This window comes from Mammaliicoccus sp. Dog046, from assembly GCF_034039665.1.
In the GTDB taxonomy this organism is placed as follows: domain Bacteria; phylum Bacillota; class Bacilli; order Staphylococcales; family Staphylococcaceae; genus Mammaliicoccus.
This window is the reverse complement of record NZ_CP120131.1, coordinates 2,015,093-2,039,274: the sequence shown is the minus strand read 5'-3', so window position 1 is coordinate 2,039,274 and position 24,182 is coordinate 2,015,093. Positions and strand designations below refer to the sequence as shown.

Annotated in this window: 25 protein-coding genes, 1 other RNA gene and 1 pseudogene; 25 read left to right on the top strand and 2 right to left on the bottom strand. The window is 32.7% G+C overall.

Going from position 1 to position 24,182, the window contains the following annotated elements:
• Nucleotides 1-12 precede the first annotated feature (12 nt).
• The 10 genes from P3U32_RS10145 (at nt 13) to ssrA (ending at nt 10,830) form a co-directional block, all read left to right on the top strand.
• The gene (locus tag P3U32_RS10145; RefSeq protein WP_323703018.1) at nt 13-1,203 is read left to right on the top strand and encodes a phosphoglycerate kinase; all 1,191 of its coding nucleotides are present in this window, start codon (nt 13-15) and stop codon (nt 1,201-1,203) included.
• Nucleotides 1,204-1,225: 22 nt separating this feature from the next.
• A complete protein-coding gene (gene tpiA / locus P3U32_RS10140; RefSeq protein ID WP_323703017.1) occupies nt 1,226-1,987 on the top strand; it encodes a triose-phosphate isomerase in 762 nt (253 codons plus the stop codon).
• On the top strand, nt 1,987-3,519 hold the full coding sequence (gene gpmI / locus P3U32_RS10135; RefSeq protein WP_323703016.1) for a 2,3-bisphosphoglycerate-independent phosphoglycerate mutase: 1,533 nt from the start codon (nt 1,987-1,989) through the stop codon (nt 3,517-3,519). Before tpiA ends, gpmI begins: the two co-directional genes overlap by 1 nt.
• Before the next feature lie 32 nt (nt 3,520-3,551).
• Nucleotides 3,552-4,856 carry a phosphopyruvate hydratase gene (gene eno / locus P3U32_RS10130; RefSeq protein ID WP_323703015.1) on the top strand — a complete coding sequence of 435 codons (1,305 nt, stop codon included), beginning with the start codon at nt 3,552-3,554 and terminating at the stop codon, nt 4,854-4,856.
• Between the two features lie 152 nt (nt 4,857-5,008).
• A complete protein-coding gene (gene aroA / locus P3U32_RS10125; protein WP_323703014.1) occupies nt 5,009-6,352 on the top strand; it encodes a 3-phosphoshikimate 1-carboxyvinyltransferase in 1,344 nt (447 codons plus the stop codon).
• A gap of 69 nt (nt 6,353-6,421) precedes the next feature.
• Nucleotides 6,422-6,655 (top strand): preprotein translocase subunit SecG, encoded by a 234-nt coding sequence (gene secG / locus P3U32_RS10120; protein ID WP_323703013.1) that lies wholly within the window; start codon nt 6,422-6,424, stop codon nt 6,653-6,655.
• A 136-nt stretch (nt 6,656-6,791) separates the two neighbouring features.
• Nucleotides 6,792-7,532, top strand: a complete 741-nt coding sequence (locus P3U32_RS10115) for an alpha/beta hydrolase (RefSeq protein ID WP_323703012.1) — start codon at nt 6,792-6,794, stop codon at nt 7,530-7,532.
• A gap of 33 nt (nt 7,533-7,565) precedes the next feature.
• The gene (gene rnr, locus P3U32_RS10110) at nt 7,566-9,917 is read left to right on the top strand and encodes a ribonuclease R (RefSeq protein WP_323703011.1); all 2,352 of its coding nucleotides are present in this window, start codon (nt 7,566-7,568) and stop codon (nt 9,915-9,917) included.
• Between the two features lie 16 nt (nt 9,918-9,933).
• Nucleotides 9,934-10,395, top strand: coding sequence for an SsrA-binding protein SmpB (gene smpB, locus P3U32_RS10105; protein ID WP_323703010.1), 462 nt, complete (start codon nt 9,934-9,936; stop codon nt 10,393-10,395).
• A gap of 78 nt (nt 10,396-10,473) precedes the next feature.
• Nucleotides 10,474-10,830, top strand: a transfer-messenger RNA (tmRNA) gene (gene ssrA / locus P3U32_RS10100).
• 49 nt (nt 10,831-10,879) lie between these two features.
• Here the strand turns inward: ssrA and P3U32_RS10095 are convergent.
• A pseudogene (locus tag P3U32_RS10095) lies at nt 10,880-11,059 on the bottom strand (site-specific integrase); the annotation flags it as partial.
• Nucleotides 11,060-11,367: 308 nt separating this feature from the next.
• Between P3U32_RS10095 and P3U32_RS10090 the strand changes: the two are divergent.
• The 13 genes from P3U32_RS10090 (at nt 11,368) to P3U32_RS10025 (ending at nt 20,347) form a co-directional block, all read left to right on the top strand.
• On the top strand, nt 11,368-11,652 hold the full coding sequence (locus tag P3U32_RS10090) for a hypothetical protein (protein ID WP_323703009.1): 285 nt from the start codon (nt 11,368-11,370) through the stop codon (nt 11,650-11,652).
• Nucleotides 11,653-11,718: 66 nt separating this feature from the next.
• Entirely contained in the window at nt 11,719-11,871 is a 153-nt protein-coding gene (locus P3U32_RS10085) for an Rv0909 family putative TA system antitoxin (protein WP_075577747.1), read from the top strand.
• A 427-nt stretch (nt 11,872-12,298) separates the two neighbouring features.
• Nucleotides 12,299-12,745 carry a GNAT family N-acetyltransferase gene (locus P3U32_RS10075; RefSeq protein WP_323703008.1) on the top strand — a complete coding sequence of 149 codons (447 nt, stop codon included), beginning with the start codon at nt 12,299-12,301 and terminating at the stop codon, nt 12,743-12,745.
• Between the two features lie 181 nt (nt 12,746-12,926).
• On the top strand, nt 12,927-13,685 hold the full coding sequence (locus tag P3U32_RS10070) for a hypothetical protein (protein ID WP_323703007.1): 759 nt from the start codon (nt 12,927-12,929) through the stop codon (nt 13,683-13,685).
• A gap of 214 nt (nt 13,686-13,899) precedes the next feature.
• A complete protein-coding gene (locus P3U32_RS10065; RefSeq protein WP_323703006.1) occupies nt 13,900-14,307 on the top strand; it encodes a YjdF family protein in 408 nt (135 codons plus the stop codon).
• A gap of 289 nt (nt 14,308-14,596) precedes the next feature.
• Entirely contained in the window at nt 14,597-15,163 is a 567-nt protein-coding gene (locus P3U32_RS10060) for a hypothetical protein (RefSeq protein WP_323703005.1), read from the top strand.
• A gap of 409 nt (nt 15,164-15,572) precedes the next feature.
• Nucleotides 15,573-15,737, top strand: a complete 165-nt coding sequence (locus P3U32_RS10055) for a hypothetical protein (protein ID WP_323703004.1) — start codon at nt 15,573-15,575, stop codon at nt 15,735-15,737.
• On the top strand, nt 15,730-16,086 hold the full coding sequence (locus P3U32_RS10050) for a hypothetical protein (protein WP_323703003.1): 357 nt from the start codon (nt 15,730-15,732) through the stop codon (nt 16,084-16,086). Before P3U32_RS10055 ends, P3U32_RS10050 begins: the two co-directional genes overlap by 8 nt.
• Before the next feature lie 192 nt (nt 16,087-16,278).
• Nucleotides 16,279-16,833: a cysteine hydrolase family protein gene (locus tag P3U32_RS10045; RefSeq protein ID WP_323703002.1), complete on the top strand. Its 555-nt coding sequence runs from the start codon at nt 16,279-16,281 to the stop codon at nt 16,831-16,833.
• Between the two features lie 23 nt (nt 16,834-16,856).
• The gene (locus tag P3U32_RS10040) at nt 16,857-18,221 is read left to right on the top strand and encodes an MFS transporter (protein WP_323703001.1); all 1,365 of its coding nucleotides are present in this window, start codon (nt 16,857-16,859) and stop codon (nt 18,219-18,221) included.
• 105 nt (nt 18,222-18,326) lie between these two features.
• A complete protein-coding gene (locus tag P3U32_RS10035) occupies nt 18,327-18,968 on the top strand; it encodes a DUF3800 domain-containing protein (protein WP_323703000.1) in 642 nt (213 codons plus the stop codon).
• Nucleotides 18,969-19,099: 131 nt separating this feature from the next.
• Nucleotides 19,100-19,588 (top strand): GNAT family N-acetyltransferase, encoded by a 489-nt coding sequence (locus P3U32_RS10030; protein WP_323702999.1) that lies wholly within the window; start codon nt 19,100-19,102, stop codon nt 19,586-19,588.
• Nucleotides 19,589-19,819: 231 nt separating this feature from the next.
• Complete coding sequence (locus P3U32_RS10025) at nt 19,820-20,347, top strand: YagU family protein (protein WP_323702998.1); 528 nt, start codon at nt 19,820-19,822, stop codon at nt 20,345-20,347.
• Nucleotides 20,348-20,401: 54 nt separating this feature from the next.
• Here P3U32_RS10025 and P3U32_RS10020 read toward each other — a convergent pair whose 3' ends face one another.
• On the bottom strand, nt 20,402-21,031 hold the full coding sequence (locus P3U32_RS10020; protein WP_323702997.1) for a sugar O-acetyltransferase: 630 nt from the start codon (nt 21,029-21,031) through the stop codon (nt 20,402-20,404).
• Nucleotides 21,032-21,389: 358 nt separating this feature from the next.
• On the opposite strand from P3U32_RS10020, the gene P3U32_RS10015 reads away from it, so the two are divergent.
• Nucleotides 21,390-21,563 carry a hypothetical protein gene (locus P3U32_RS10015; protein ID WP_323702996.1) on the top strand — a complete coding sequence of 58 codons (174 nt, stop codon included), beginning with the start codon at nt 21,390-21,392 and terminating at the stop codon, nt 21,561-21,563.
• Between the two features lie 585 nt (nt 21,564-22,148).
• A complete protein-coding gene (locus P3U32_RS10010) occupies nt 22,149-23,876 on the top strand; it encodes a SpaA isopeptide-forming pilin-related protein (protein WP_323702995.1) in 1,728 nt (575 codons plus the stop codon).
• The last annotated feature ends 306 nt before the right edge of the window (nt 23,877-24,182 follow it).

Here is a 24,182-nt window from a genome sequence, read left to right as displayed (position 1 = left end):
GGAAGACAAGTCATGGCAAAGAAGAATGTTAAAGATGTTGAATTAAAAGGTAAAAAAGTACTTGTTAGAGCGGATTTTAATGTACCAATGAAAGATGGTGCGATTACTAATGACAATAGAATTGTCCAAGCGCTCCCTACAATAAAATACATTATCGAGCAAGGCGGTAAAGTTATTTTATTCTCACATTTAGGTAAAGTTAAAACTGAAGAAGATAAAAAAGAATTATCACTTAAACCAGTTGCAGAACGCTTAAGTGAACTATTAAATAAAACAGTTGAATTCGTACCTGACACACGTGGAGAAGCATTAGAAAATGCTATCGAAGGTTTATCTGAAGGCGATGTATTAGTATTTGAAAATACACGTTTCGAAGATGTTGACGGTAAAAAAGAATCTAAAAATGATCCTGAATTAGGTAAATACTGGGCTTCATTAGGTGATGTATTTGTAAATGATGCATTTGGTACTGCACACCGTGAACATGCATCAAATGTTGGAATTGCATCAAACCTTGAAACAGCTTCAGGTTTCTTAATGGATAAAGAAATTAAATTTATCGGTGGCGTTGTAAGTGAACCAGAACGCCCACTTGTAGCAATTTTAGGTGGCGCAAAGGTTTCTGACAAAATCGGTGTTATTGAAAACTTATTAACAATTGCTGATAAAGTAATTATCGGTGGCGGAATGGCTTATACATTCTTTAAAGCACAAGGTAAAGAAATCGGCTTATCTTTATTAGAAGAAGATAAAGTGGACTTCGCTAAAGATTTATTAGACCGTGCTGGCGATAAAATTATCCTTCCAGTAGATTGTAAAGTAGCTAAAGAATTCTCAAATGATGCTGAAATTACAGTAGTTTCTGCAGATGAAATTCCAGCTGATCAAGAATCAATGGATATCGGTCCTAAATCAGTTGAATTATTTAGTGAAGCATTACAAGGTGCAAACACAGTTGTATGGAATGGACCAATGGGTGTATTCGAATTAAGTAACTTTGCACAAGGTACAATTGGCGTATGTAAAGCAATTGCTAACTTGAAAGATGCTACTACAATTATCGGTGGTGGAGATTCAGCAGCAGCAGCTATGGATTTAGGTTTCGCTGATGACTTCTCACACATTTCAACAGGTGGCGGTGCTTCTCTAGAATATCTAGAAGGTAAAGCATTACCAGGTATTGAAGCAATTTCAGAAAAATAATTATAAAAGGAGTTTATATATCATGAGAAAACCAATTATCGCAGGTAACTGGAAAATGAATAAAACAGTTCAAGAAGCAAAAGACTTTGTTAATGAACTTCCAGCATTACCAGATACAAACGAGGTAGATTCAGTAATTTGTGCACCAACTTTACATTTAGATGCACTTGTTAATTTAACTAAAGAAGGCGCAGCACAAGGATTACAAATTGGTGCTCAAAATGCATACTTCGAAGATAATGGTGCATTCACTGGTGAAACTTCTCCAGCAGCACTTGAAGATTTAGGCGTTAAATATGTTGTATTAGGACATTCAGAGCGTCGTGAATACTTTGGTGAAACAGATGAAGATGTAAACAAAAAATCATTAGCTGTATTCTCACATAATATGACACCAATCATCTGTGTTGGTGAAACATTAGAAGAAAGAGAATCAGGTAAAGCAGAATCAGTTGTAGGTGGACAAGTAGAAGCAGCGCTTAAAGGATTTAGTGAAGATCAAGTTAAATCTGCTGTAATCGCTTATGAACCTATCTGGGCAATTGGTACTGGTAAATCTTCAACTTCAGAAGATGCTAACCAAATGTGTGGACACGTGCGTAAAGTTGTTGCTGATGCATTTTCACAAGAAGCTGCTGACGCATTACGTGTACAATACGGTGGTAGTGTTAAACCTGAAAACATTAAAGAATATATGGCTCAATCAGATATCGACGGTGCATTAGTTGGCGGTGCTTCATTACAAGTTGAATCATTCGTTGCATTATTAGAGGGTGCAAAATAATGCCTAAACAACCAACAGCACTTATTATTCTTGACGGATTTGCTAATCGTGAAGAAGAACATGGTAATGCGGTGAAACAAGCCAACAAGCCCAATTTCGACCGTTACTACAATCAATTTCCACATAATGAATTATCAGCGTGTGGTTTAGATGTTGGATTACCTGAAGGACAAATGGGTAATTCAGAAGTAGGTCATTTAAATATTGGTGCTGGTAGAGTCGTATACCAAAGTTTAACAAGAATTAATAAGTCAATTGAAGATGGCGATTTCTTTGAAATTGAAGAATTAAAAGAAGCTATGAATCATGTTGCAAAAAATAATTCTACATTACATTTAATGGGACTTTTATCTGATGGCGGCGTACACAGTCATTACAAACATTTATTTGCTTTATTAGAATTAGCTAAGAAGCAAGGTGTAGAGAAAGTCTATGTTCACGGTTTCCTTGATGGACGTGACGTTGATCAAAAATCAGCACTTAAATATATTGAAGAAACTGAAAATAAATTTAAAGAATTAGGTTTAGGACAGTTTGCTTCAATTTCAGGACGCTATTATGCAATGGACAGAGACAACCGTTGGGATCGTGAAGAAAAAGCTTACGACGCAATGTCAAACGGTGTAGGTCCAGTATTCAAAACAGCAATTGAAGGTGTAGAATCAAATTATAAAGAAGGATTAACGGATGAGTTCGTCGTTCCATTTATCGTTAAAGATGAAGAAGAAGGCGTTGAGAATACAGGTGTAAACAGTCATGATGCAATGATATTCTTTAACTTCCGTCCTGATAGAGCTGCTCAATTGAGCCAAGTATATACAAATGAAAAATTTGAAGGTTTCGAACTTAAACGTAAACTTGATGATTTATACTTTGTTACATTTACGAACTACAGTGACGATGTGTTTGCTAAAGTAGCGTTCAAACCAGTTGATATTAAAAATACAATCGGTGAAGTAGCTCAAAAAAATAATTTAAAACAATTAAGAATTGCAGAAACAGAAAAATTCCCACACGTAACTTATTTCATGAGTGGTGGTTCTCATGCAGAGTTTGAAGGTGAACGTCGTGTACTAATCGATTCACCTAAAGTTGCAACATATGACTTAAAACCTGAAATGAGCGCTTATGAAGTGAAAGATGCATTAATTGGTGAATTAGATAAAGGTGATTTAGATTTAATTATCTTGAACTTTGCTAATCCAGATATGGTTGGTCACAGTGGTATGCTTGAACCAACAATCAAAGCAATTGAAGCAGTCGATGAATGTTTAGGTGAAGTTGTTGATAAAATCTTATCTATGAATGGTACTGCTATTATTACAGCCGATCATGGTAATTCAGATGAAGTATTAACAGATAGTGAATCACCTATGACAACTCATACAACAAACCCAGTTCCTGTTATCGTAACAAAAGAAGGGGTAGAAGTAAGAAGTGGCGGACGCTTAGCAGACTTAGCGCCAACACTGATTGACTTACTTGGAGTAGAACAACCAGAAGATATGACTGGTAAATCATTAATCAAATAACAATCAATTAATATGATAAAGGAGTTTTAATTATGCCAATTATTACAGATATTTATGCACGCGAAGTATTAGATTCACGTGGTAACCCAACAGTAGAGGTAGAAGTATTAACAGAAAGCGGTGCTTTTGGTAGAGCATTAGTACCATCAGGTGCTTCAACTGGTGAATACGAAGCAGTTGAATTACGTGACGGAGACAAAGAACGTTACTTAGGTAAAGGTGTTCTTAAAGCAGTTGAAAACGTAAATGAAATTATCGCTCCTGAAATTATTGAAGGCGAATTCTCAGCTTTAGAACAAGTTTCTATCGATAAATTAATGATCGCTTTAGATGGTACACCTAACAAAGCTAAATTAGGTGCTAATGCTATTCTTGGTGTTTCTATTGCAGTAGCTCGTGCTGCTTCAGACTTCTTAGGTCAACCATTATACAAATATCTTGGTGGATTCAACGGAGTTCAATTACCAGTTCCAATGATGAACATTGTAAACGGTGGTTCTCACTCAGACGCACCAATCGCATTCCAAGAGTTCATGATTTTACCAGTAGGTGCTGAATCATTTAAAGAAGCTTTACGTTGGGGTGCTGAAATCTTCCACAACTTAGCTAAAATCTTAAAATCTCGTGGATTAGTAACTGCAGTAGGTGACGAAGGTGGTTTCGCTCCTAAATTTGAAGGTACTGAAGATGGCGTTGAAACAATCTTAGAAGCAATCAAAGCAGTTGGTTTAGAGCCAGGTAAAGATGTATTCTTAGGATTTGACTGTGCTGCATCTGAATTCTACGAAAATGGTGTATATGACTACGCTAAATTCGAAGGTGAAAACGGTGTGAAACGTACTTCTGAAGAACAAGTAAACTTCTTAGAAGAATTAGTTAACAAATACCCAATCATCACAATCGAAGACGGTATGGACGAAAACGACTGGGACGGATGGAAAATCCTTACTGACCGTATCGGCGACCGCGTTCAATTAGTAGGTGACGATTTATTCGTAACTAACACTGAAAAATTATCTGAAGGTATCGAAAAAGGTATCGGTAACTCAATCTTAATCAAAGTTAACCAAATCGGTACTTTAACTGAAACTTTCGAAGCTATTGAAATGGCTCAAAAAGCTGGTTACACTGCAGTTGTTTCTCACCGTTCAGGTGAAACAGAAGATACTACAATTTCTGATATCGCAGTTGCAACAAATGCTGGACAAATCAAAACAGGTTCATTATCAAGAACTGACCGTATTGCTAAATACAATCAATTATTACGTATCGAAGATGAATTATTCGAAACTGGTAAATTTGAAGGTATCAAAGCTTTCTATAACTTAGCAAAATAATTGCGCATAATAAAAGAACCAAAGGAACACGCGATCCTTTGGTTCTTTTTTTTGCTTTTTACTTTAATGCTTTAAACTGTTATGATTTATCGTTTATTTCCACACTAAAATGAGCTATAATGTAGGGAATTAAACTTTTAGGAGGATCATCAATGACGATTAATTTAAAAAGTGCGCAATCTCCATGGTCAGGATTGGAAGGTGTTGAACAATTAACACTGCATCCAATCAATCAATCATTTAATAAAGAAGTAGTGATACCTGGAAGCAAAAGTGTGACTAATAGAGCATTTATATTAGCTGGATTTAGTGAAGGGACTTCAAAACTTTCTGGTTATTTAAAAAGTGATGATACATATTGGTGTATGGAAACATTGAAAAATTTAGGTGCCACTTTTGAATTTATTGGTGATGATATTTTGGTCACAGGTATTGATCGAAATCAATTGGCTGATAAACAACAAGTGTTTATAGGTTCAGCTGGAACAACGGCAAGATTTTTACCTGGAATTTTAGGCACACAAGAACAAAGTGAAATTACAATTACGTCTACTGAACAACTTGCAGTAAGACCACATCAAACTTTACATGAAGCACTTAAACAATTAGGTGTACAAGTAAAGTATGTTGAGGAAGAAGGACAGTTACCAGTTACGATTAAAGGGACTTCTGAAACAGGTGGTAAAGTGTCAATTGCAGGTAATCAGTCCAGTCAATTTATTAGTGGACTATTAATGGCAGCACCTCTATTTAACCATCCAACAGAAATTGAGTTAACGACAAATATTGTTCAAAGTGCCTATGTCGATATCACAATTGAAATGATGGAACAATTCGGCATTCAAGTGAACGTATCTGAAGACTATAAGCATATGACTGTAGAACAAGGACAATATCAAGGAGCGACGTTACCATTAGAAGCTGATTTATCTACGGCGTGTTATTTTATGGCTTTAGCAGCTTTAAATCAATCTACAATTAAAATTAATCATTTGAATTTAAACAGTCATCAGCCTGATCTGGAAGTTGTAGATATACTTGAACGTATGGGGGCAACTGTTGAAAAGGGCGAAGACTATGTTGTGATTTCTGGACCAGAACAATTACAAGGCAACTTGACGATTGATATGAATGCATGTTCTGACCAAGCTTTAACGATAGGGACTTTAGCAACATTCGCAGATGGACCGATTACTATAACTGGTGTCGAACATATTCGTCATCATGAATGTAATCGCGTATCTGCTCTAACAGAAAGTTTGACACAACTTGGTATTCAAGTAGAAGAACATCAAGACGGATGGACAATCACGCCTGGAGAAATAAAAGCAGCGACGTTAGACACATATGACGATCATCGAGTAGCGATGTCATTAAGTCTTATCGGTACAAAAGTAGACGGATTAACTTTGTTGGATCCATCATGTGTCTCTAAAACATGTCCAACATATTTTGAAATGTTACAAAACCTTGGCATATCAATTGACTATAAATAATGAAAACTTGAGTGAATATTGTAAATATGCTATAATTTTACTGTTATAAAAGACAGGAGGACCGAGTCCATGCATACATTTTTAATCGTCTTATTAATCATCGTTTGTATTGCATTGATTACCGTCGTGTTACTACAAGAAGGTAAGAGTACGGGATTATCCGGTGCAATTAGTGGCGGAGCAGAACAACTATTTGGAAAACAAAAGCAACGTGGTATAGATTTAGTGTTACACAGAGCTACGATTATATTATCAATTTTATTTTTCTTATTAATGCTAGCGATCACATACTTTAAAATGTAGATGTATAGTGATAACCTTGCGGGGTGAGACGATGAAATCTAACTTCTCATATTAGATTTCGGTCTCACTCTTTTATTTTATTTAAGCGTAAAAAAGCGATACAATAGTATTAGATTAAGTTAAAGGAAGGTCGATCATGAGAATTCAATTACCTAAACCTTTCTTCTTTGAAGAAGGAAAAAGAGCTGTTCTACTTTTACATGGATTTACAGGTAATTCATCGGATGTTAGACAACTAGGACGTTTCTTACAGAAAAAAGGATACACATCATATGCGCCACACTACGAAGGTCATGGTAGACCTCCAGAGGAAATTTTAGAATCAAGCCCGTTCGTATGGTTCAAAGATTGCTTAGATGCATATGATTTCTTAGAAGAAAAAGGGTATACTGAAATTGCAGTAGCTGGTCTTTCTTTAGGCGGTGTGTTTAGTTTAAAACTAAGTTTAAAAAGAGATGTAAAAGGTATTGTAACAATGTGTTCCCCTATGTATATAAAAACAGAAGGCACTATGTTTGAAGGTGTGCTAGATTACGCAAGAGAATTCAAGAAGTATGAAGGCAAATCACCTGAACAAATTGAAGATGAAATGAAAAACTTTCATCCAACAGATACACTGACTGAACTACAAGAAACGATTCAAGAAGTCAGAGATCAAATTGATGAAGTGTTTGATCCATTATTTGTAGTTCAAGGAAGAAACGATAAAATGATAAATCCTGATTCTGCCAACATTATTTATAACGAGTCATCATCTGATGATAAAAATATGAAATGGTACGAAGAATCTGGTCATGTTATAACAATCGGACAAGAAAAAGAACAAGTGTTTGAAGATGTTTATCAATTCTTAGAATCATTAGATTGGTCCGAATAAGACATAAATTATAAACGAGAAAGGAGGCCCGCTATGAATCTAAGAGAAGAAGTTGAACAAATTATTAGTGAACAAGATTACCGTCCTATGACAGTAAGTGAATTTCAAGATGTTTTGGGATTGAGTAATGCTGATTCATTTAAAGAGTTAATTAAAGTACTCGTTGATTTAGAACAAACGGGTCAACTAGAGAGAACGAAGACAGATAGATATAAAAAGACAAGAGACAAATCAGATCTAGTTAAAGGGACTTTAAGTCAACACAAAAAGGGGTTTGCATTTTTAAGACCTGAAGATGATACAATCGAAGATATTTTCATTCCACCTAATCAAATTAACAAAGCAATGGATGGAGATGTAGTACTCGTTGAAGTCGTGCCATCACGTGGTGACCATAAAGGTAAGATTGAAGGTAGAGTTAAAGCAATTACAACACGTAACATTACGCAAGTTGTAGGAACTTATACAGAAGCGAAACACTTTGGATTCGTACTACCTGATGATAAACGTATTACACAAGATATATTTATACCTAAAGGCAAGCACTTAGGTGCGATTGAAGGCCATAAAGTATTAGTTGAGATAACAGAATACGCAGATGGTACACATAACCCTGAAGGGCATGTTAAAGCTATATTAGGACATAAAAATGATCCAGGTGTAGATATACTTTCTATCATTTATCAACATGGCATTAATATTGAGTTCCCGGATAATGTAATTGAAGCGGCTGAGAATGTACCGGATGAAATTCAATCTGACGAATTAAAAGGCCGTAGAGATTTAAGAGATGAATTGACGATTACAATTGATGGTGCAGATGCTAAAGATTTAGATGATGCTGTATCTGTGAAATCACTTGATAACGGTCTAACAGAATTGACAGTAAGTATTGCTGATGTCAGCTATTATGTTACTGAAAACAGTGACTTAGACAAAGAAGCGTATGATAGAGCGACAAGTGTGTATCTTGTTGATAGAGTTATACCGATGATTCCACATCGACTAAGTAACGGAATTTGTTCGTTAAACCCTAATGTTGATCGCTTAACGTTAAGCTGTAGAATGCAAATCAATCAACAAGGTGAAGTCGTGAATCACGAAATCTTTGAAAGTGTTATCCATTCAGATTATAGAATGACATATTCTGATGTTAACGATATTATCGAAAATGATAATCAAGTGATTAGAGAGCAATATGCAGAAATAACACCAATGCTTGATTTAGCACAACAATTATCTAAACAATTAATCGCTAAACGTAAACGTCGTGGTGAGATTGATTTTGATATTAAAGAAGCACAAGTATTAGTTGATGGAGACGGTATTCCAACAGATATTAAAGTGAGAGAAAGAAATAACGCAGAGCGACTTATAGAAAGCTTTATGTTATCAGCAAATGAAACAATTGCTGAACACTTTAGTAAACTTGAATTACCATTCATCTATCGTGTCCATGAAAATCCTAAAGCAGAACGCTTAAATCAATTCTTTGAATTTATTGCGAACTTTGGTCTTGCTGTTAAAGGCTCAAGTGAAGATATTCATCCATCAACACTACAAAAAATTGTAGAAGAAGTTGCTGGACAAAAAGAAGAAATGGTTATATCTACTTTAATGTTGAGAAGTATGCAACAAGCAAGATATAGCGAAGATAATTTAGGACATTTTGGATTGTCAGCAGATTATTATACACATTTCACATCACCAATTCGAAGATATCCAGACTTAATTGTTCATAGATTAATTCGTAAATATTTAATCGAGAAATCCATGAACAGTAAACAAATTCGTCATTGGGAAGAAATGTTACCTGATATTGCAGATCATACATCTAAACGTGAAAGAAGAGCGATTGATGCTGAACGAGATACAGATGACTTGAAGAAATCAGAGTATATGATTCAACACGTTGGAGAAGTATTTACGGGTATTATTAGCTCAGTAGCGAACTTTGGTATGTTCGTTGAGTTAGAGAATACAATTGAAGGTATGGTACACATTTCTAACTTAACAGATGATTACTATAACTTTGATGAACGCAATATGGCAATTATAGGTGAACGCCAAGCTAAAGTATTTAGAATTGGTGATAAAGTAGAAGTCAAAGTAATCAATGTAAATGTTGATGAAAGAATGATTGATTTCCAAATTGTAGGTATGCCAATTGCTGAGAAGAATAGAGAGCGTTTAGCACGTGAGAAGACAATCAAAGCTAAGAAGCGCGGACCAGCGAAAGATGATGAAAAGCCAAACAAGCATAAAAAAGGCAGAGCTAAAGGCAAACAACAAGGTAATAGAGGCGGTAAGGGTAACAATAAAGACAAGAAACCTTATTACAAAGCTAAATCTGTGAAGAATAAAGCGAGAAGAAAGAAAAAATAGAAAGTAGGTGATGGATGTGCCAAAAGTTCAAAACAAACCACTTGCGCAAAATCGTAAAGCGAGCCACGATTATACAATAGAAGATACGATAGAAGCGGGAATTGTTCTTCAAGGTACTGAAATCAAATCCATTCGCCGAGGTAGTGCAAACTTGAAAGATTCCTATGCACGCGTATACAACGGAGAAATGTATGTTTACAATATGCATATTGCCCCATACGAAGAAGGAAATCGATTTAATCATGATCCATTGAGAAATCGTAAATTACTTTTAAAGAAAAAAGAAATAGATAAACTCTTTGGGATTACGAGAGAAAAAGGGTATGCGTTAATACCTTTAAAACTCTACATTAAACGTGGTTTCTGTAAAGTATTGATAGGCGTTGCTAAAGGTAAACGTGATTATGATAAACGTCATGCTTTGAAAGAAAAAGAAGCAAAACGTGATGTTGAAAGAGCAATGAAGCAACGATATTAAACAATTATATTGATAAATCAATAAAAAATTGTTAAGATTAAATATACTTCTGTTAATTAGAAGTATATTTCTTATTGAGGGGACGTTACGGATTCGACAGGGGTCCCCGAGCTTATGAAGCGTGTCGGAGGGTTGTCTTCGTCATCAACACAACAGTTATAATAACTGGCAAACAAGATAATTTAGCAGTAGCTGCCTAATCGCACTCTGCATCACCTAACAGCATCGCCTATGTGCTGTTAACGTGATTCAACTTAAGTAGGATACGCTTATCACTGCCGTTTGAAGTCTGATGAGAAGAGATTAATCAAGCTAGTGTTCAGTCAGGATGTCAGTCACCTGAGTGAATGCGAAACCTTAATGACTAGACTACACACGTAGAAACATCTGTATCAGGATCTCTGGACGCGGGTTCAACTCCCGCCGTCTCCATACTTGAGCCTAGAAATCACGGGCTTTCAATCGAGCAAGTGTCAAAAAAGTGTCAAGAGAATAATTCTCTCACTTTTTGACCTTGCTCTTTTTTATGTTCATCTAATAAATGTGAGTACACATCTAGTGTTATTGATATATTTGAATGATCTAATCTTTTACTGATGTATTCGATTGGTATGGATTTGCTCAACAAATATGAAGTGTGTCTTAATGCATGAACTGTTATATTATACAGTCTGCAACCCTTGTGGTTGTAGACTTTTTATTTTGGTTGCCACAGTATTGCCACAGCATATAAAAAAATATAAAAGTTGTACTTGAAGTATTGATAATAGTAAAAGTAAAGTAGTTTTCAGAATGCCCCCCTACCAATGCGACAGTGGCACGGTTTCTGGGTAACTGGAGATGTCTAACACTTCGCAACGCGGGGGGGTTTTCATGAAAGGGGGTAAAAATAGTAAAACCTTGTTTAAAATAACGAATTAACATAATATAAAAGGTAGTATTTTTGTTCAATAAATTAAAGGAGGAAAAGCAATGATATCATTGATGATTAATGATAGATATACTACTTTAAAGTCAGTTAATTTAGAAAATGAAGATTGTCAAAATTTATATAGAGATATAGTGAAAAAATTCAAAGATTATGAAATTGAAAATAATATCAAACAATTAAAAGAAATGAATAATTTTATCTATGTTAATTTTATGCCTATCAAGCGTAGCACTAAAACTGCAGCATCGATTATCTCAGAAACATATTATAGCATTGAAATTAAAGAAGAATTATTAAATTATGTGGAAAAAAGAATATTGATGTAATTGATAGTTTATAAGTCGATTTACACAAATTATGACGAAAAAATGAGCGAAATAAAGGAGATACTTGTGAAAAATAAAATTAAAAACACATTCGATAAATTAGTTAAAAACGGTCAACTTGAAAAAGGCTTACACAAAGCAAATGATATGTATAAGAAAAAAAGTGGAAAAGACTATTCGAAGTATATTGATAAAGGTATGGATAAATTAAAGAAATAAAGAAAATATTTTGATGTGAATTTGTATATGGTACAGCAGTTCTACTTAACATTTATATAGAAATTTTATGCCCTACCTAGTTTCCGCTAGATAGGGTTATTTTATAGTAAATATATAGAAAACAAATAGTATTTGTGAAAATCAGTGTTTACAAACAGTTTTCTGTAGATTGTACATCAGTTGATAGGATTTCATTGTTAGAATCATCATTTAAATGTTGAATTGAAACTTTTACACTTCTTTATGATAGAATATTCTGTGAATATATTACGAGCAAGTATAAGTAATGAAAGGGATAAACAATCTATATATCATACAGATCCGGACAGACACAAGATAGAACTACATAGAGATTCTTTGAAAAAGACTATACTATTATAAATTAGCAAAGCCAAATAGGAAATTCAGATTATAGGTAGGTGATATTATGACTAGAGAAATAAGGCTATTTGAAGAGAAGGACTTTCAAAAAATAGACGATTTGCTAGTTTTATATGAAAATTTAGGTTATCCAACAGTAGCAAAGGAATTATTAAATCGATTGAAAAAGATATATAGTCATGAAGATTATTATTTGTTACTTTTAATAAAAGATGATGTGTTAATCGGTATGAGTGGTATGTGTAAAATGTTGTTTTATGAAAAAAATGACGAGTATATGCGCATACTTGCATTCGTTATAAATTCTAAATACAGAGGTCAAGGGTATGGAACGATGTTATTAAATGAGTCAGAGAAATTAGCGACTCAATTGGGATGCAAAGCAATCACTTTAAACAGTGGTAATAGAGAAGAAAGAGATAATGCGCATAGTTTTTATAAAAGTAATGGGTTTGAAAATAAATCATTAGGGTTTTCAAAAGATATTATGTAATAATAACTGTTACTCATTTTCAAGTAATAGCTGTTAGTCTAAATTGGCTAACAGTTATGTACAAAAAAGTCTGTTTGTACATAGATAAAAATTAAACGATAGGATTTTTATTGAACTCATCTTGTATTAGTGTATGGTTTAGAAGATAATTATCAAAATAACAATAAAGAGGAGGTTACTTATGGCAACTACTGCGCAAGTTATTAAAGGTAAAGATATAAAGAATGAGATTATCTATGAAGAAGTGAATGCTTATGATTTGAATGACAATGATAGAAACAAAACGTATTATTGTATAGGATGTGGTATAAAGTTAACTTTAGTAATTTCTAGTAAAGGTAGAGAATTCAATACATTTAGTGCTAGACTTAAAGATAATAAACACGAAGATGGATGTAAATATGATAAAAGTGGTGGATATAGTGATAAAGATAGAGAAAATTTTAATTTTGATTCTTTTATTGACGGTATAATAAAAACTAGTAATCAAAATAAAAGGAATATTAGTAGTAGTTCTAGTAAAGATGAGTATGATAGAGCTAATAAAATTACTAATTTGCGATCCTTTACTGAAATTTGTAGACAATACTCACCAGACAGTTATATAGGTGATATGCTAATTAGAGATTGTTTTCTTGATGGTAGAGTGTTCAATAACTATTTAGATGGCTTTCAGGGTCAAGTTGTAGTTGTACCTCTTTTTCATCGTTATTCCACAAACGAAAAAGTAATGTTTTTTTATTATGGCAACAGAACTCTAAAAGTAAATTTCAAAAATGAAAATTATTTTTTTGAATTGAGAGATGAAATATTTGATATAGGAAAACGCGAAGCTAAAATTGCTATTGCTGGTGAATGGAAAGATGAAGGAGAATTTATAGTAACTACAGTAAGTAAAAAAAGGCAAATGGTAAATGTAACTTCAATTATAAATTCTTAACTCATATAATTCATGTGACCTATCCTTGGATAACGAACGTGTTTAGAGTGAACAATTCTTTAGTAATTCAAGGGTTCCTTTAAGTTACAATAGTCTTAGAAATGTAAAAACACAATTGGGTTGGTAGTCCCAATGCAAATGAAATTGTTTTTTTGTAAGTAACCTTCCTCCTCAGGACGTCCATCATTTCTGATTAAATAAGAGGAGGGATAGCATGGAGCTATCTGTATTTCATGATGGGCAATTTTTTATAGGTTTAGTTGAATATAGTGAAGGTAATAAATCAAAATTTGCTAAGTATACCTTTGGGTCAAATCCAGACGATGGAGAAGTTCTCTATTTTATTGAAAAATATTTGTTAGTATTAATTGAAAATACCAAAACAAGTGTAAACATTAAAAAGAAAAAACAAAGAGTTAACCCTAAAAGATTACAAAGACAAGTAGCTAAAGAACAAAGATCTTCTAATGATTTAACTAAAGCACAACTAGCTTTGAAAGAAGAGCAAGAGTTAAAAAAGAAGCAAAGTAAAAAGCAAAGTAAGGCAAAAAGAGATGCTTTCAATGAAAGAAAAAGAAAAATCAAGAAATACAAAGCAAAAGAAAAGCATAAAGGTCATTAATTAATATCGTATAAAAGAAATTTGAAGTAGCAACTAATGTCTGCCCGATGTTAGTTGTTTTTTTCTATTTGATTTCGATAATATTCAAACCTTCTGAAAGATCAGGTGTTTCAAAGAAACTTGAAATATAACTAGATAATTAAAAATGATGCTTATCATGAAGTGATTAATTGGTAAAATATAAAATATGAAAAATTTGGCGTAATTATAAAATTATGTATACTTATAGCGTCCAATTAGTCTATAATAAAATAAATGTTGTTAATTTTAATTATAAGGGGATAAAAATATGAAAAAGTTATTTGTTTTATTATTTGTTTCGTTATTGGTATTAGGTGCATGTGGTCAAAAAGAGGAAACACCATCAAAAAATGATACTAAAGATACAATGAAAGAAATTAAGAAAGAGAAGTCAGATAAAAAGAAAGATACTGGCAAGAAAGAATCAACTAAAAAAGCTGAAGTAAAATCAAAAGAACAAGCGACTGAAGAAGTTCAAAATACACAAGAAGTTCAAAGTACTCAAGAAGTAAATACGAACGAAGTTGTTACAAACGAACAAGCAGTTCAAGAAACACAATCTATAGAACAGCCAGCACAGGATCAACAACCAGTTGAGCAGAGTGTACAAGAACCAGTGCAACAGAAACCTAGTAAAGATGAAGTTGCAGAACAATTTAGAAATGGTCAAGATGTTAATGGCCAAGTAGATAATGAAGGAAATGAATATGTTCAAGCACAAGGTGGTGGGGATGCGATGGGTTATTATAAACCAGATGGATCATTTTGTACTGTTGGTGGATGTGTAAGTCCTGAGGCACAAGAAAAAATGGATAAAGAAATGGAAGCTGAATAATACAGAATACCTCACAATTAAGTGAGGTATTTTTTTAATGGATAGGTAAAACTAGATATTTGAATTGACTAATTTAATCAGGTAATCAAATAACATAATTGTTGTAAAAGAAAAAAAGAGAGGGTATATTTATAATAACTATTACTTTATCAAGATGGCTATTTATACGGTAGTTGGAACACAAACTAAAAATATCAATAAATAACAAATGAAATTATTGATAGGGTAGAATACGTATTAAATAAGGTAATTAACTATTTAAAAATCTTTTCCAACATTAATGTGTGTAATTCCTAAATTTAAAAAGGTAGGAAGAGTAATAGTATAAAACATTTATTTGTGTAGTTAGTGAATTTGATAGTAACAAAGGAAAGTCTATATCGTTTTGCTATTGAAAGGAGATGGTGAAATGCATATAACAAAAAGTAGAAATATAGGTATATATACAAAAAAAGAACCACGTAAATTAGATTTGAAAAAATTGAAAAAAACAGCAATACGAGTTAATGAAGTTAACGGAAGAATCAAATTAGATAAAAACAATCCCGCGGATGTAGATTGGTATAATGGATAATATATACGAACGTGGAGATATGCATTGGTGTATCGTATTCTTTGATGAGCCAGAAAATAAAGGTGAGTCAAAAAAGAGACCAATTTTTATAGTGGAAAGAGGAGAGAATGAAGTTTATTTCTTTCGAATAACTACTGTAAAGGGTGAACCACATCAAAGAAAATATAGACCGCCTCTATTAAATTGGAGAATGTATGGATTTTCAAAACCCTCGTATATAAATATAGAAGTTCCTTTGTTAATTAGAGATATAAATGTATTCATTAAAGCTACACATATTGCAAAAGCACAAAAAATAGATATACAAATTGTAGAAAATCGATTGATTGAATTAGGTTTCTATGAATAAATTTCATTTATTTGTGTAATGCATCTCTAAGATAAAGATAACGACTAAAGAGATTAAACAACTTACTTTGTTTAATCTCTTTTTTTACGTCTCATTTTAAATTAAGTTCCCCTCCAATAATTAAAGCTACTTATTTCACCCTAGTTATGATACGATACTTGAATAATTAAACATTTGAAAGAAGGAATTGGAATGGAACAGAATACCGCGCTTTTAATTATGGATATGCAAAATGGTATTGCAGGATCATATCCTGGATTAGATGAGCTAGTGAAGACAACGAATGAAGCGATAGCAAAGGCTAGGGAGGCGAATATTCCTATTTTATTTGTTCGACTTGCTTTCTCTAAAAATTTCAGTGAGGTTTCTCCAAACAATATATTGTTTTCTAAAATGAAAACAAGTGGTATTGCTATGACGACAAATGATGAAGCTGCTCAGATTGTTAATGGGCTTGATATTGAATCAGATGATCTTATTGTTACTAAACAGAGAATTAGTGCTTTTACTGGTAGTAATCTCGATGTTTTATTAAGTGGACTACAAGTTGATCATCTCGTTCTAACTGGTATAGCAACGAGTGGTGTTGTATTATCTACTGCAGTTGAAGCTTTTGATAAAGATTACACGTTAACAGTATTGAAGGATGCAGCAGCAGATAGAGATGCGGAAACACATGACTTTTTAGTGGATAATATATTAACTAGATATGGTGATGTAATTACAACAGAAGCATGGATGAAATAATTGAATAAATAGGAGTAATGATTATGGCAGATGTTTCAAGAGGTGTTGATTTTAATAAAAAATTATACCCTCCAATGATTTTAGGCTCTATTTTAAACCCTATTAATTCATCGATGCTTGCTGTTGCTTTAGTTCCAATTGCACAGGCGTTTGGTATACCTTTCTACCAAACTGCTTGGCTTGTATCGTCATTGTATTTGGCTACGAGTATTGGCCAACCAGTAATAGGGAAGTTAATTGATATTTTTGGTCCGCGTGGCCTCTTTTTATTTGCTACAAGTTTAGTTGGTTTAGCGAGCATTATCGCGCTTTTTTCGTCTTCTTTTTATGGTCTAGTCCTTGCCCGATTTTTAATCGGTATTGGTACTTGTGCGGGTTATCCGTCTGCAATGTATCTTATTAAATATGAAGGAGAACGTACGGGGAAAGAAAGTCCAAGCACGATTTTAACTTTGTTATCAATAAGTAACCAAACGATTTCTGTAATCGGACCTACAATAGGTGGATTATTAGTAACGAGTGGTGGCTGGCAAGCGATATTTATAGTGAACTTACCAATGTCGATCTTATCGTTTGTATTTGGATATTTATACTTCCCGAAAATTGTTAACAAAAATAAATTACAATCAATAAAAGTCCAAGTTGATTTTATAGGTATAATCCTATTTACAATCACTTTGTCTACATGGATGATATTTTTTATGGAACCACATAGAAATACCCTTTATTTACTCATCATTGGATTCATAACGTTTGTATCATTTATATTGTTTGAATTAAAATCCAAAAAACCATTTATTGATTTAAGGGTTTTAGGACATAATACGGCACTGAATAATACTTATTTACGTACATTTCTATCGATGATTGTCTCCTACAGTGTGTTATATGGGTATATTCAATGGTTAGAAGATGTTAAAGACCTGACACCTGCACATGCTGGTTTAATGATGTTACCGCAGTTTCTAGTCGGTCTAATCATGGCGCAATTAACAGGGACGCGATTATCTATCAAAGCTAAGTTATATATTGGTACGATAGGTGCAATTATAACAATGGCAGGTTTTCAATTTATAAATGCGCAAACACCGATTATTATATTAATCTTGCTATCGGCTGTATTTGGTCTCCCACAAGGTTTACTCAATTTAGCAAATCAAAATGCTGTATATCATCAAGCACCAAGATCTATCATAGGGATGTCAGCAGGATTGTTACGGACATGTGGTTATATAGGTGCAATTGTATCTTCAACATTAATCGGAATGTTATTTAAAGGTGAAAGTTTAACAGTAGCCATGCATCAATTAGGTTTCATAGCGATGTTGATTTCAATTATAATCATGGTACTTACGGTATTAGGTCGTAATACATTGAATGCGAGGTAAGTATTTCATAAAAAGTACTTATTCATCATTTTAATTGTTTACAACTGGAATGTATTGTTATAATATTTTAAGTAAATACAGGTTGTAAAGATAGGTTGAATAGACATGGAAATCAAAATCGCTTTGGATGAATCAGGGAATTTTGGTATCGATGGTGATTATATCGTTGTAGGTGGTATTCAAGTATCTAATGAGAAACCAATCATTAACTTTATGAAGAACCAAGAGCTAAGATTTAGGAAAGCTTATCCTCATCATTTTGAACATGAAGAAATTAAACATACGAATTCGTTTCCTGCGATGAGGTACTATTACATTCAAAAAATTGTAGAAAAATCAGAGGCCATTCATTATTGTATTTCGAACAAAACGAAATGTGATCAAACGATGTTAAGGGATGAGAATATACTTTATAACTATATGGTTTTTAGGATAGTGAAGCGGATTGTTACTAGCAATGAAGGAATGTCCAAATTAACATTATTATTAGATAATCGAACGATAAAGATAACGAGACGCGATAGTTTAGTCGATTATTTAAAAGGAAAACTATACTTCGATCTAGGCAGACCAGATATAGAACTAGAAGTAACAATGTTAAATAGTAAGCATTCTAGACTCATTCAGGCTGCTGATTTTATTGCAGGTTGTGTATACCATTTCTACACTCACAAAAATAAATTATGCTATAATTTAATTAAAGATAAACTTGACTGTAAATATCGATATCCATATAATAATTTTTAGTGCACATGTAAACCTATATGATTCGTGCTCCATTTTAGAAGCATAAAGGCGTAATCCGTCCTCGAACATATAGTCGTGTGCATTTTTTATATCAAAAATAAGAAAACCACTGATAAAAGGAGTGGAATAATATGATTAGAATGGCTACAAAAGCAGATTTAGAAGGTATTTTACACATTTATAACGACGCAATTAAAAATACGACAGCGGTATATACATATGATGAAACTACTTTAGCAGAACGTGAACAGTGGTTTGAGAATAAATTAGAAAAAAATCAACCCGTCATTGTCTTTGATGTAGACGGAGATGTTGCTGGATTTGCTACATATGGATCGTTTAGAGATTGGGCAGCGTATCAATATACAATCGAGCATTCTATTTATGTTAATTCAAATTATAGAAGACAAGGCATTGCTTCAAAATTATTAATCGAAATCATTGATATGGCAAAGAAAAATGGATTTAAGACAATCGTTGCTGGTATTGATGGTGAAAATAAAGACAGCATTGCATTACATAAAAAATTAGGGTTCAAATATAATGGCACAATTGAAAAAGTAGGATATAAATTTGATAGATGGTTAGATTTAGAATTCTATCAACTGATGTTGAAGTAATAAAATTGTTATTTCTTTTTGCATTCATAGTATTATAATATAGATAACAAGAATCTAGCATAGATAAAGGAATCCCCTCACTATTATGAGTATGTAGTGAGGGGATTTTTGTATATTAGAATACTAATTTTGTCATAAAAATGACTAAAAATTCTAAAATATAATATTGTTAGGTATATATCATTTTAGTAAAATAATGTTAAATATTTCAATATATAAGGAGAGAGATAAATGAAAGAAAGAGAAGGATTATCTTTAACTCAAATGATTTATGCAGCACTGATTGGAGGATTATTATCAGGTGTTGTGAAATTAGGTTGGGAAGTCATGCTACCACCGAGAACGCCTGAACGTAACGCAACGAATCCACCTCAAGAGTTGTTACAGAAATTCGGTTTTAGTTCTGATTTTACTCACATGAGTTATCAATTCTCAGAACAATCTATGCCATGGGTAAGTTTTATCGTCCACTTTGGATTCGCAATTGCATTTGCTTTTATTTATATTATTCTTGTTAAACGCTTTGCAAAAGTATCAATGGGTTATGGTGCCGTATTTGGAGTAGTAGTTTGGATTGCTTTTCATTTAGTTATCATGCCAATGATGCATGTCGTACCTAGTGCTTTTGATCAACCTTTCCATGAACATGTTTCTGAATTATTCGGTCATATTGTCTGGATGATGGTCATTGAACTTGTTAGACGCTACTATGTATATCAGAATGCATTTAAATATCAAAATGATCTTAGTCATAAATAGTTGCTAAAAATAAATGGAGGCTGGGACATAATGTATGTCTCAGTCCCCATTTTACTATTTATATAAAGCTTTTTTACGATGATATTCTTCTTTTAACTTTGACCATTTTTCATAATCTTCATCTGTAATTTGTTTGATGACTTTTGCAGGATTGCCACCGACGATGGTATTAGGTGGCACGTCTTTCGTAACGACGGCACCTGATGCGACAATGGCATTCTTACCGATAGTCACGCCTGGTAGAATGACGGCATTACCACCAACCCAGACGTTATCTTCTATAGTAATAGGTAGTCCAAATTCTAATAATTCATTACGAATTGTAGGATCTGTTGGATGACCAGCTGTGTATAAGCAGACTCTTGGACCAAACATGACGTGATGTCCGATATTAATTTCATTTACATCTAAGAATATGCAATCCATGTTAGCGAAGAAATAATCACCGATGTTTACATGTCTACCATAGTCGACGTGTAAAGGCGGATGAACATATATATGTTTTCCTGTACTACCAAACAGTTCTCTTTCCAATTGAACGATTGTCTCAGTATCTTCAATAGGTGTTTGATTAATTTTTTGAGCAAGCATCTTAGCATGTTTAGCACCGTTTTCCTCATGAATTTCGTCTGCTAAATATAATTCGCCTTTTAACATCTGCATATAATCAAAATCTTTTGTCATTTGAATACCTCCACGTGTAATATGTATTTATTAGGAAATTTCCAATATTATGTTTTTATTGTAATAATATGGGTATTTAGTTATTACCAAGGTAATAACTTTGGTAATTAACTTCACTTTTAAGATCCCCTTAAGAGAATCTTAACACCTCACTATGTGTGAGGTGTATTTTTATGTTTATGTAAAAATAATATGTGGTAATAGTTAAATATCAAACATACTACCATTCGTTAGTTTATGTCGAAAAAATTATTTATATATCAATAATACTTCGAATTCTAGCGTATGTAAGAATACATTTAAGGAAGGAATGTTTTAATTTATAAGGTATTTACATTATAGAGGAGATTAGATAATTATGAAAGTTGCACTGAAAGAAATAAAAGATATTGGTGATGACTTATTATATATTTCAATCTTGTTGAGTGAGAAGAACAATTGTAATGTTAATGAAGAAATTACTGCGCTAGAAAAATGTCTGTACAAATTAAAACGTATTGATGATAAAGACAAAGAGACAAAAACCACCTAATCAGGGTGGCTTTTGTGTATCATAGGCACAATACATTTGTTATAGATTATTAAAAGCACTTTGATTTTTCATTAATCAAATATAAATTAAAAAGTAAAGATAAAGAGAATAAATTTGATATAGAAGTGAAAATTACATAGATGAAACATATAATAATGCATCAAAGTTTTAGCACGTAGGGTTAAGGAAACATTACCAGATAAAACTAAATAAAGAGCAGAGTCAGTGAATAAAGAGGCTGGGACTAATATATGTCTCAGCCTTTTTCAGTATCTTGGCAGTAGATGACTGAGTTTAAAATGCGCTTGTATCAAGCTTTTTTCAACTCTAGTCATCCTTGCCGGGGCGGGACTACGAAATCTTTTTATGTAAATTAGATTTCTGCCCCGCGCCCTTTTGCATTTAATCAATATTTTTGATTGACCATCATATTAATCTATTAATTTTATATACATCTTAATTTATGTGGTATTTAAACCTATTATTAAAACCATTTAAATTTCTAAACAATTAACTTAAAAAATATAACAAATTTTCAAATTGAATGGTATAATAGTCAATATTATACATTTTTAGGAGGCTAATATGAAAAATATTTCAGTTTTACTAAGTTTTTTATTACTTTTTACTCAAATGTTTGTTTTTAATAATCAAGCATTAGCAAAGGATTTAACGAATCAAGTGATTAACGATATCAATATTGTTAAACAAGATGGATCTAGTGGTGAATTTTCACACAGAGAAAGAGCTAAGATTTCCGTTTCGTTTGCTGGAAATGGCACTAAAATTTCTACAAACGATACTTTGTCTGTCAATTTACCAAAAGAATTATTAGGTTTTAATTCTTCAATTGCTTTAAAGAATTCTGAAGGCATCACGCTTGGCACTTGTAATGTAACTAATAGTTCAATAGATTGTACTTTTAATGATAATGTTGAAAAACTAGATAATATTAGAGGGGAATTCTTCTTTGAAGCAGAAATAAATAAATCAGAAGAAGGTACTCATAATGTTAATTTAGATTTTGGAAATACAAATATAACTAAAACAATCACTGTAAATAATGGTTCAGCTTCAGGCGTTGAGTCTGATGAAATATTTTATAAATCTGGTCAAATACTACCTGATGACGTTGGTAATATACAATGGGCATTAAGGTTTAACAATAAACAAGATTATTTTAGAGGAAATGATCCTGCATTAATTTCAGATACACTTGGAAGCGGTATGGAATTAAACAAAGATAGCTTGCAATTATCTGTAAAACAAATAAACGAAGCACAACCAAGATTTTATTCTGTTGAAGAATTTGAAAATGCTGGATTAGGAAATGTTGATGTAAATGGAAATAACATCAATGTTAGGTTCAATACACCGAGTTATAATGAATTGATGGTATATTATTCTACAAAAATCACTGATAATTCATTGAAATCATTTGAAAATCAATCATCAGCTACTTATATAGATAAGAATGAAAAACAGGTAACTGAAAATTCTAATGCTACTGTTCAGAATATTAATTCTGGAGGTAAGGCAGAGGGCGATTTAGCAAAATATAGTGGTAAGGTAGTTATTAATAAAGTTGGAAATGATGAAAATGGAAATTCTAAACCACTTGAAGGTGCTGAATTTGAATTAGTCAATTTAGATGGAGAAGTAGTTGGCAAAGGTACAACGGATTCAAATGGAACACTTGCTTTTGATAATATTAAAGGTGGAACATATACACTTAAAGAGACTAAAATTCCTGAGGGATACAAGATTGATGAAGCAAACTTCCCAAATCAAGTAGTCTTAGATTTTGAAAAAGATAAAGAAATTAATATAAATGTTGTTAATATTAAAGAACCTACTGAAGAACCAACAACGGAAGAGCCGACGACAGAAGAACCAACAACGGAGGAACCAACAACGGAGGAACCGACAACGGAAGAGCCGACAACGGAAGAGCCAACAACAGAGGAACCGACAACGGAGGAACCAAATAAAGGTGAATCAATTACAGGCAAATCAACTGAAGAAAAAATGAATAAAGATCAACAAAATAAAAAAGCTATAGAATCCAATGACCAAGGTGAAAAAGATCAAGCTAGAAATAATCATTCCGAAAAAGCAGCGAATAGTACAGGAACACCTGAGAAATCACAACAAAAAGATAATGGAAAATCTCAAGATAGTGGTAATAAAGGTGGAGTCTTACCTAATACGGGTGAAGCAATTCAAAATCATCCAATAATAACTACAGCAAGTATATTGTTATTATTAGCTTTCGGAATCTCTCTAGTATTCTATAGAAGAAAACAACAATAATATTTTTCGATTAAAAGAAAGCCACCCATTTAATATGAATGGGTGGCTTTTATTTATCCTCTAACATTTCATCAATTGTACTAATTTATCAAAGTTGTAAATATTATTTTTATAATAGCAAATAGTGTTAATAGGACACCGAAACTAAATAGGATGATGTTGAATATTTTCTTACCTTCCCATATAAGTAATAACATGCCTACTAGTATTATTGTAATACCGCATAATAAGTACATATTGCCTCCAAATATTTTATGTAAAATTTGAAATAACGTCTTCGTTTGTATGTTTAATTTAATTTTATCA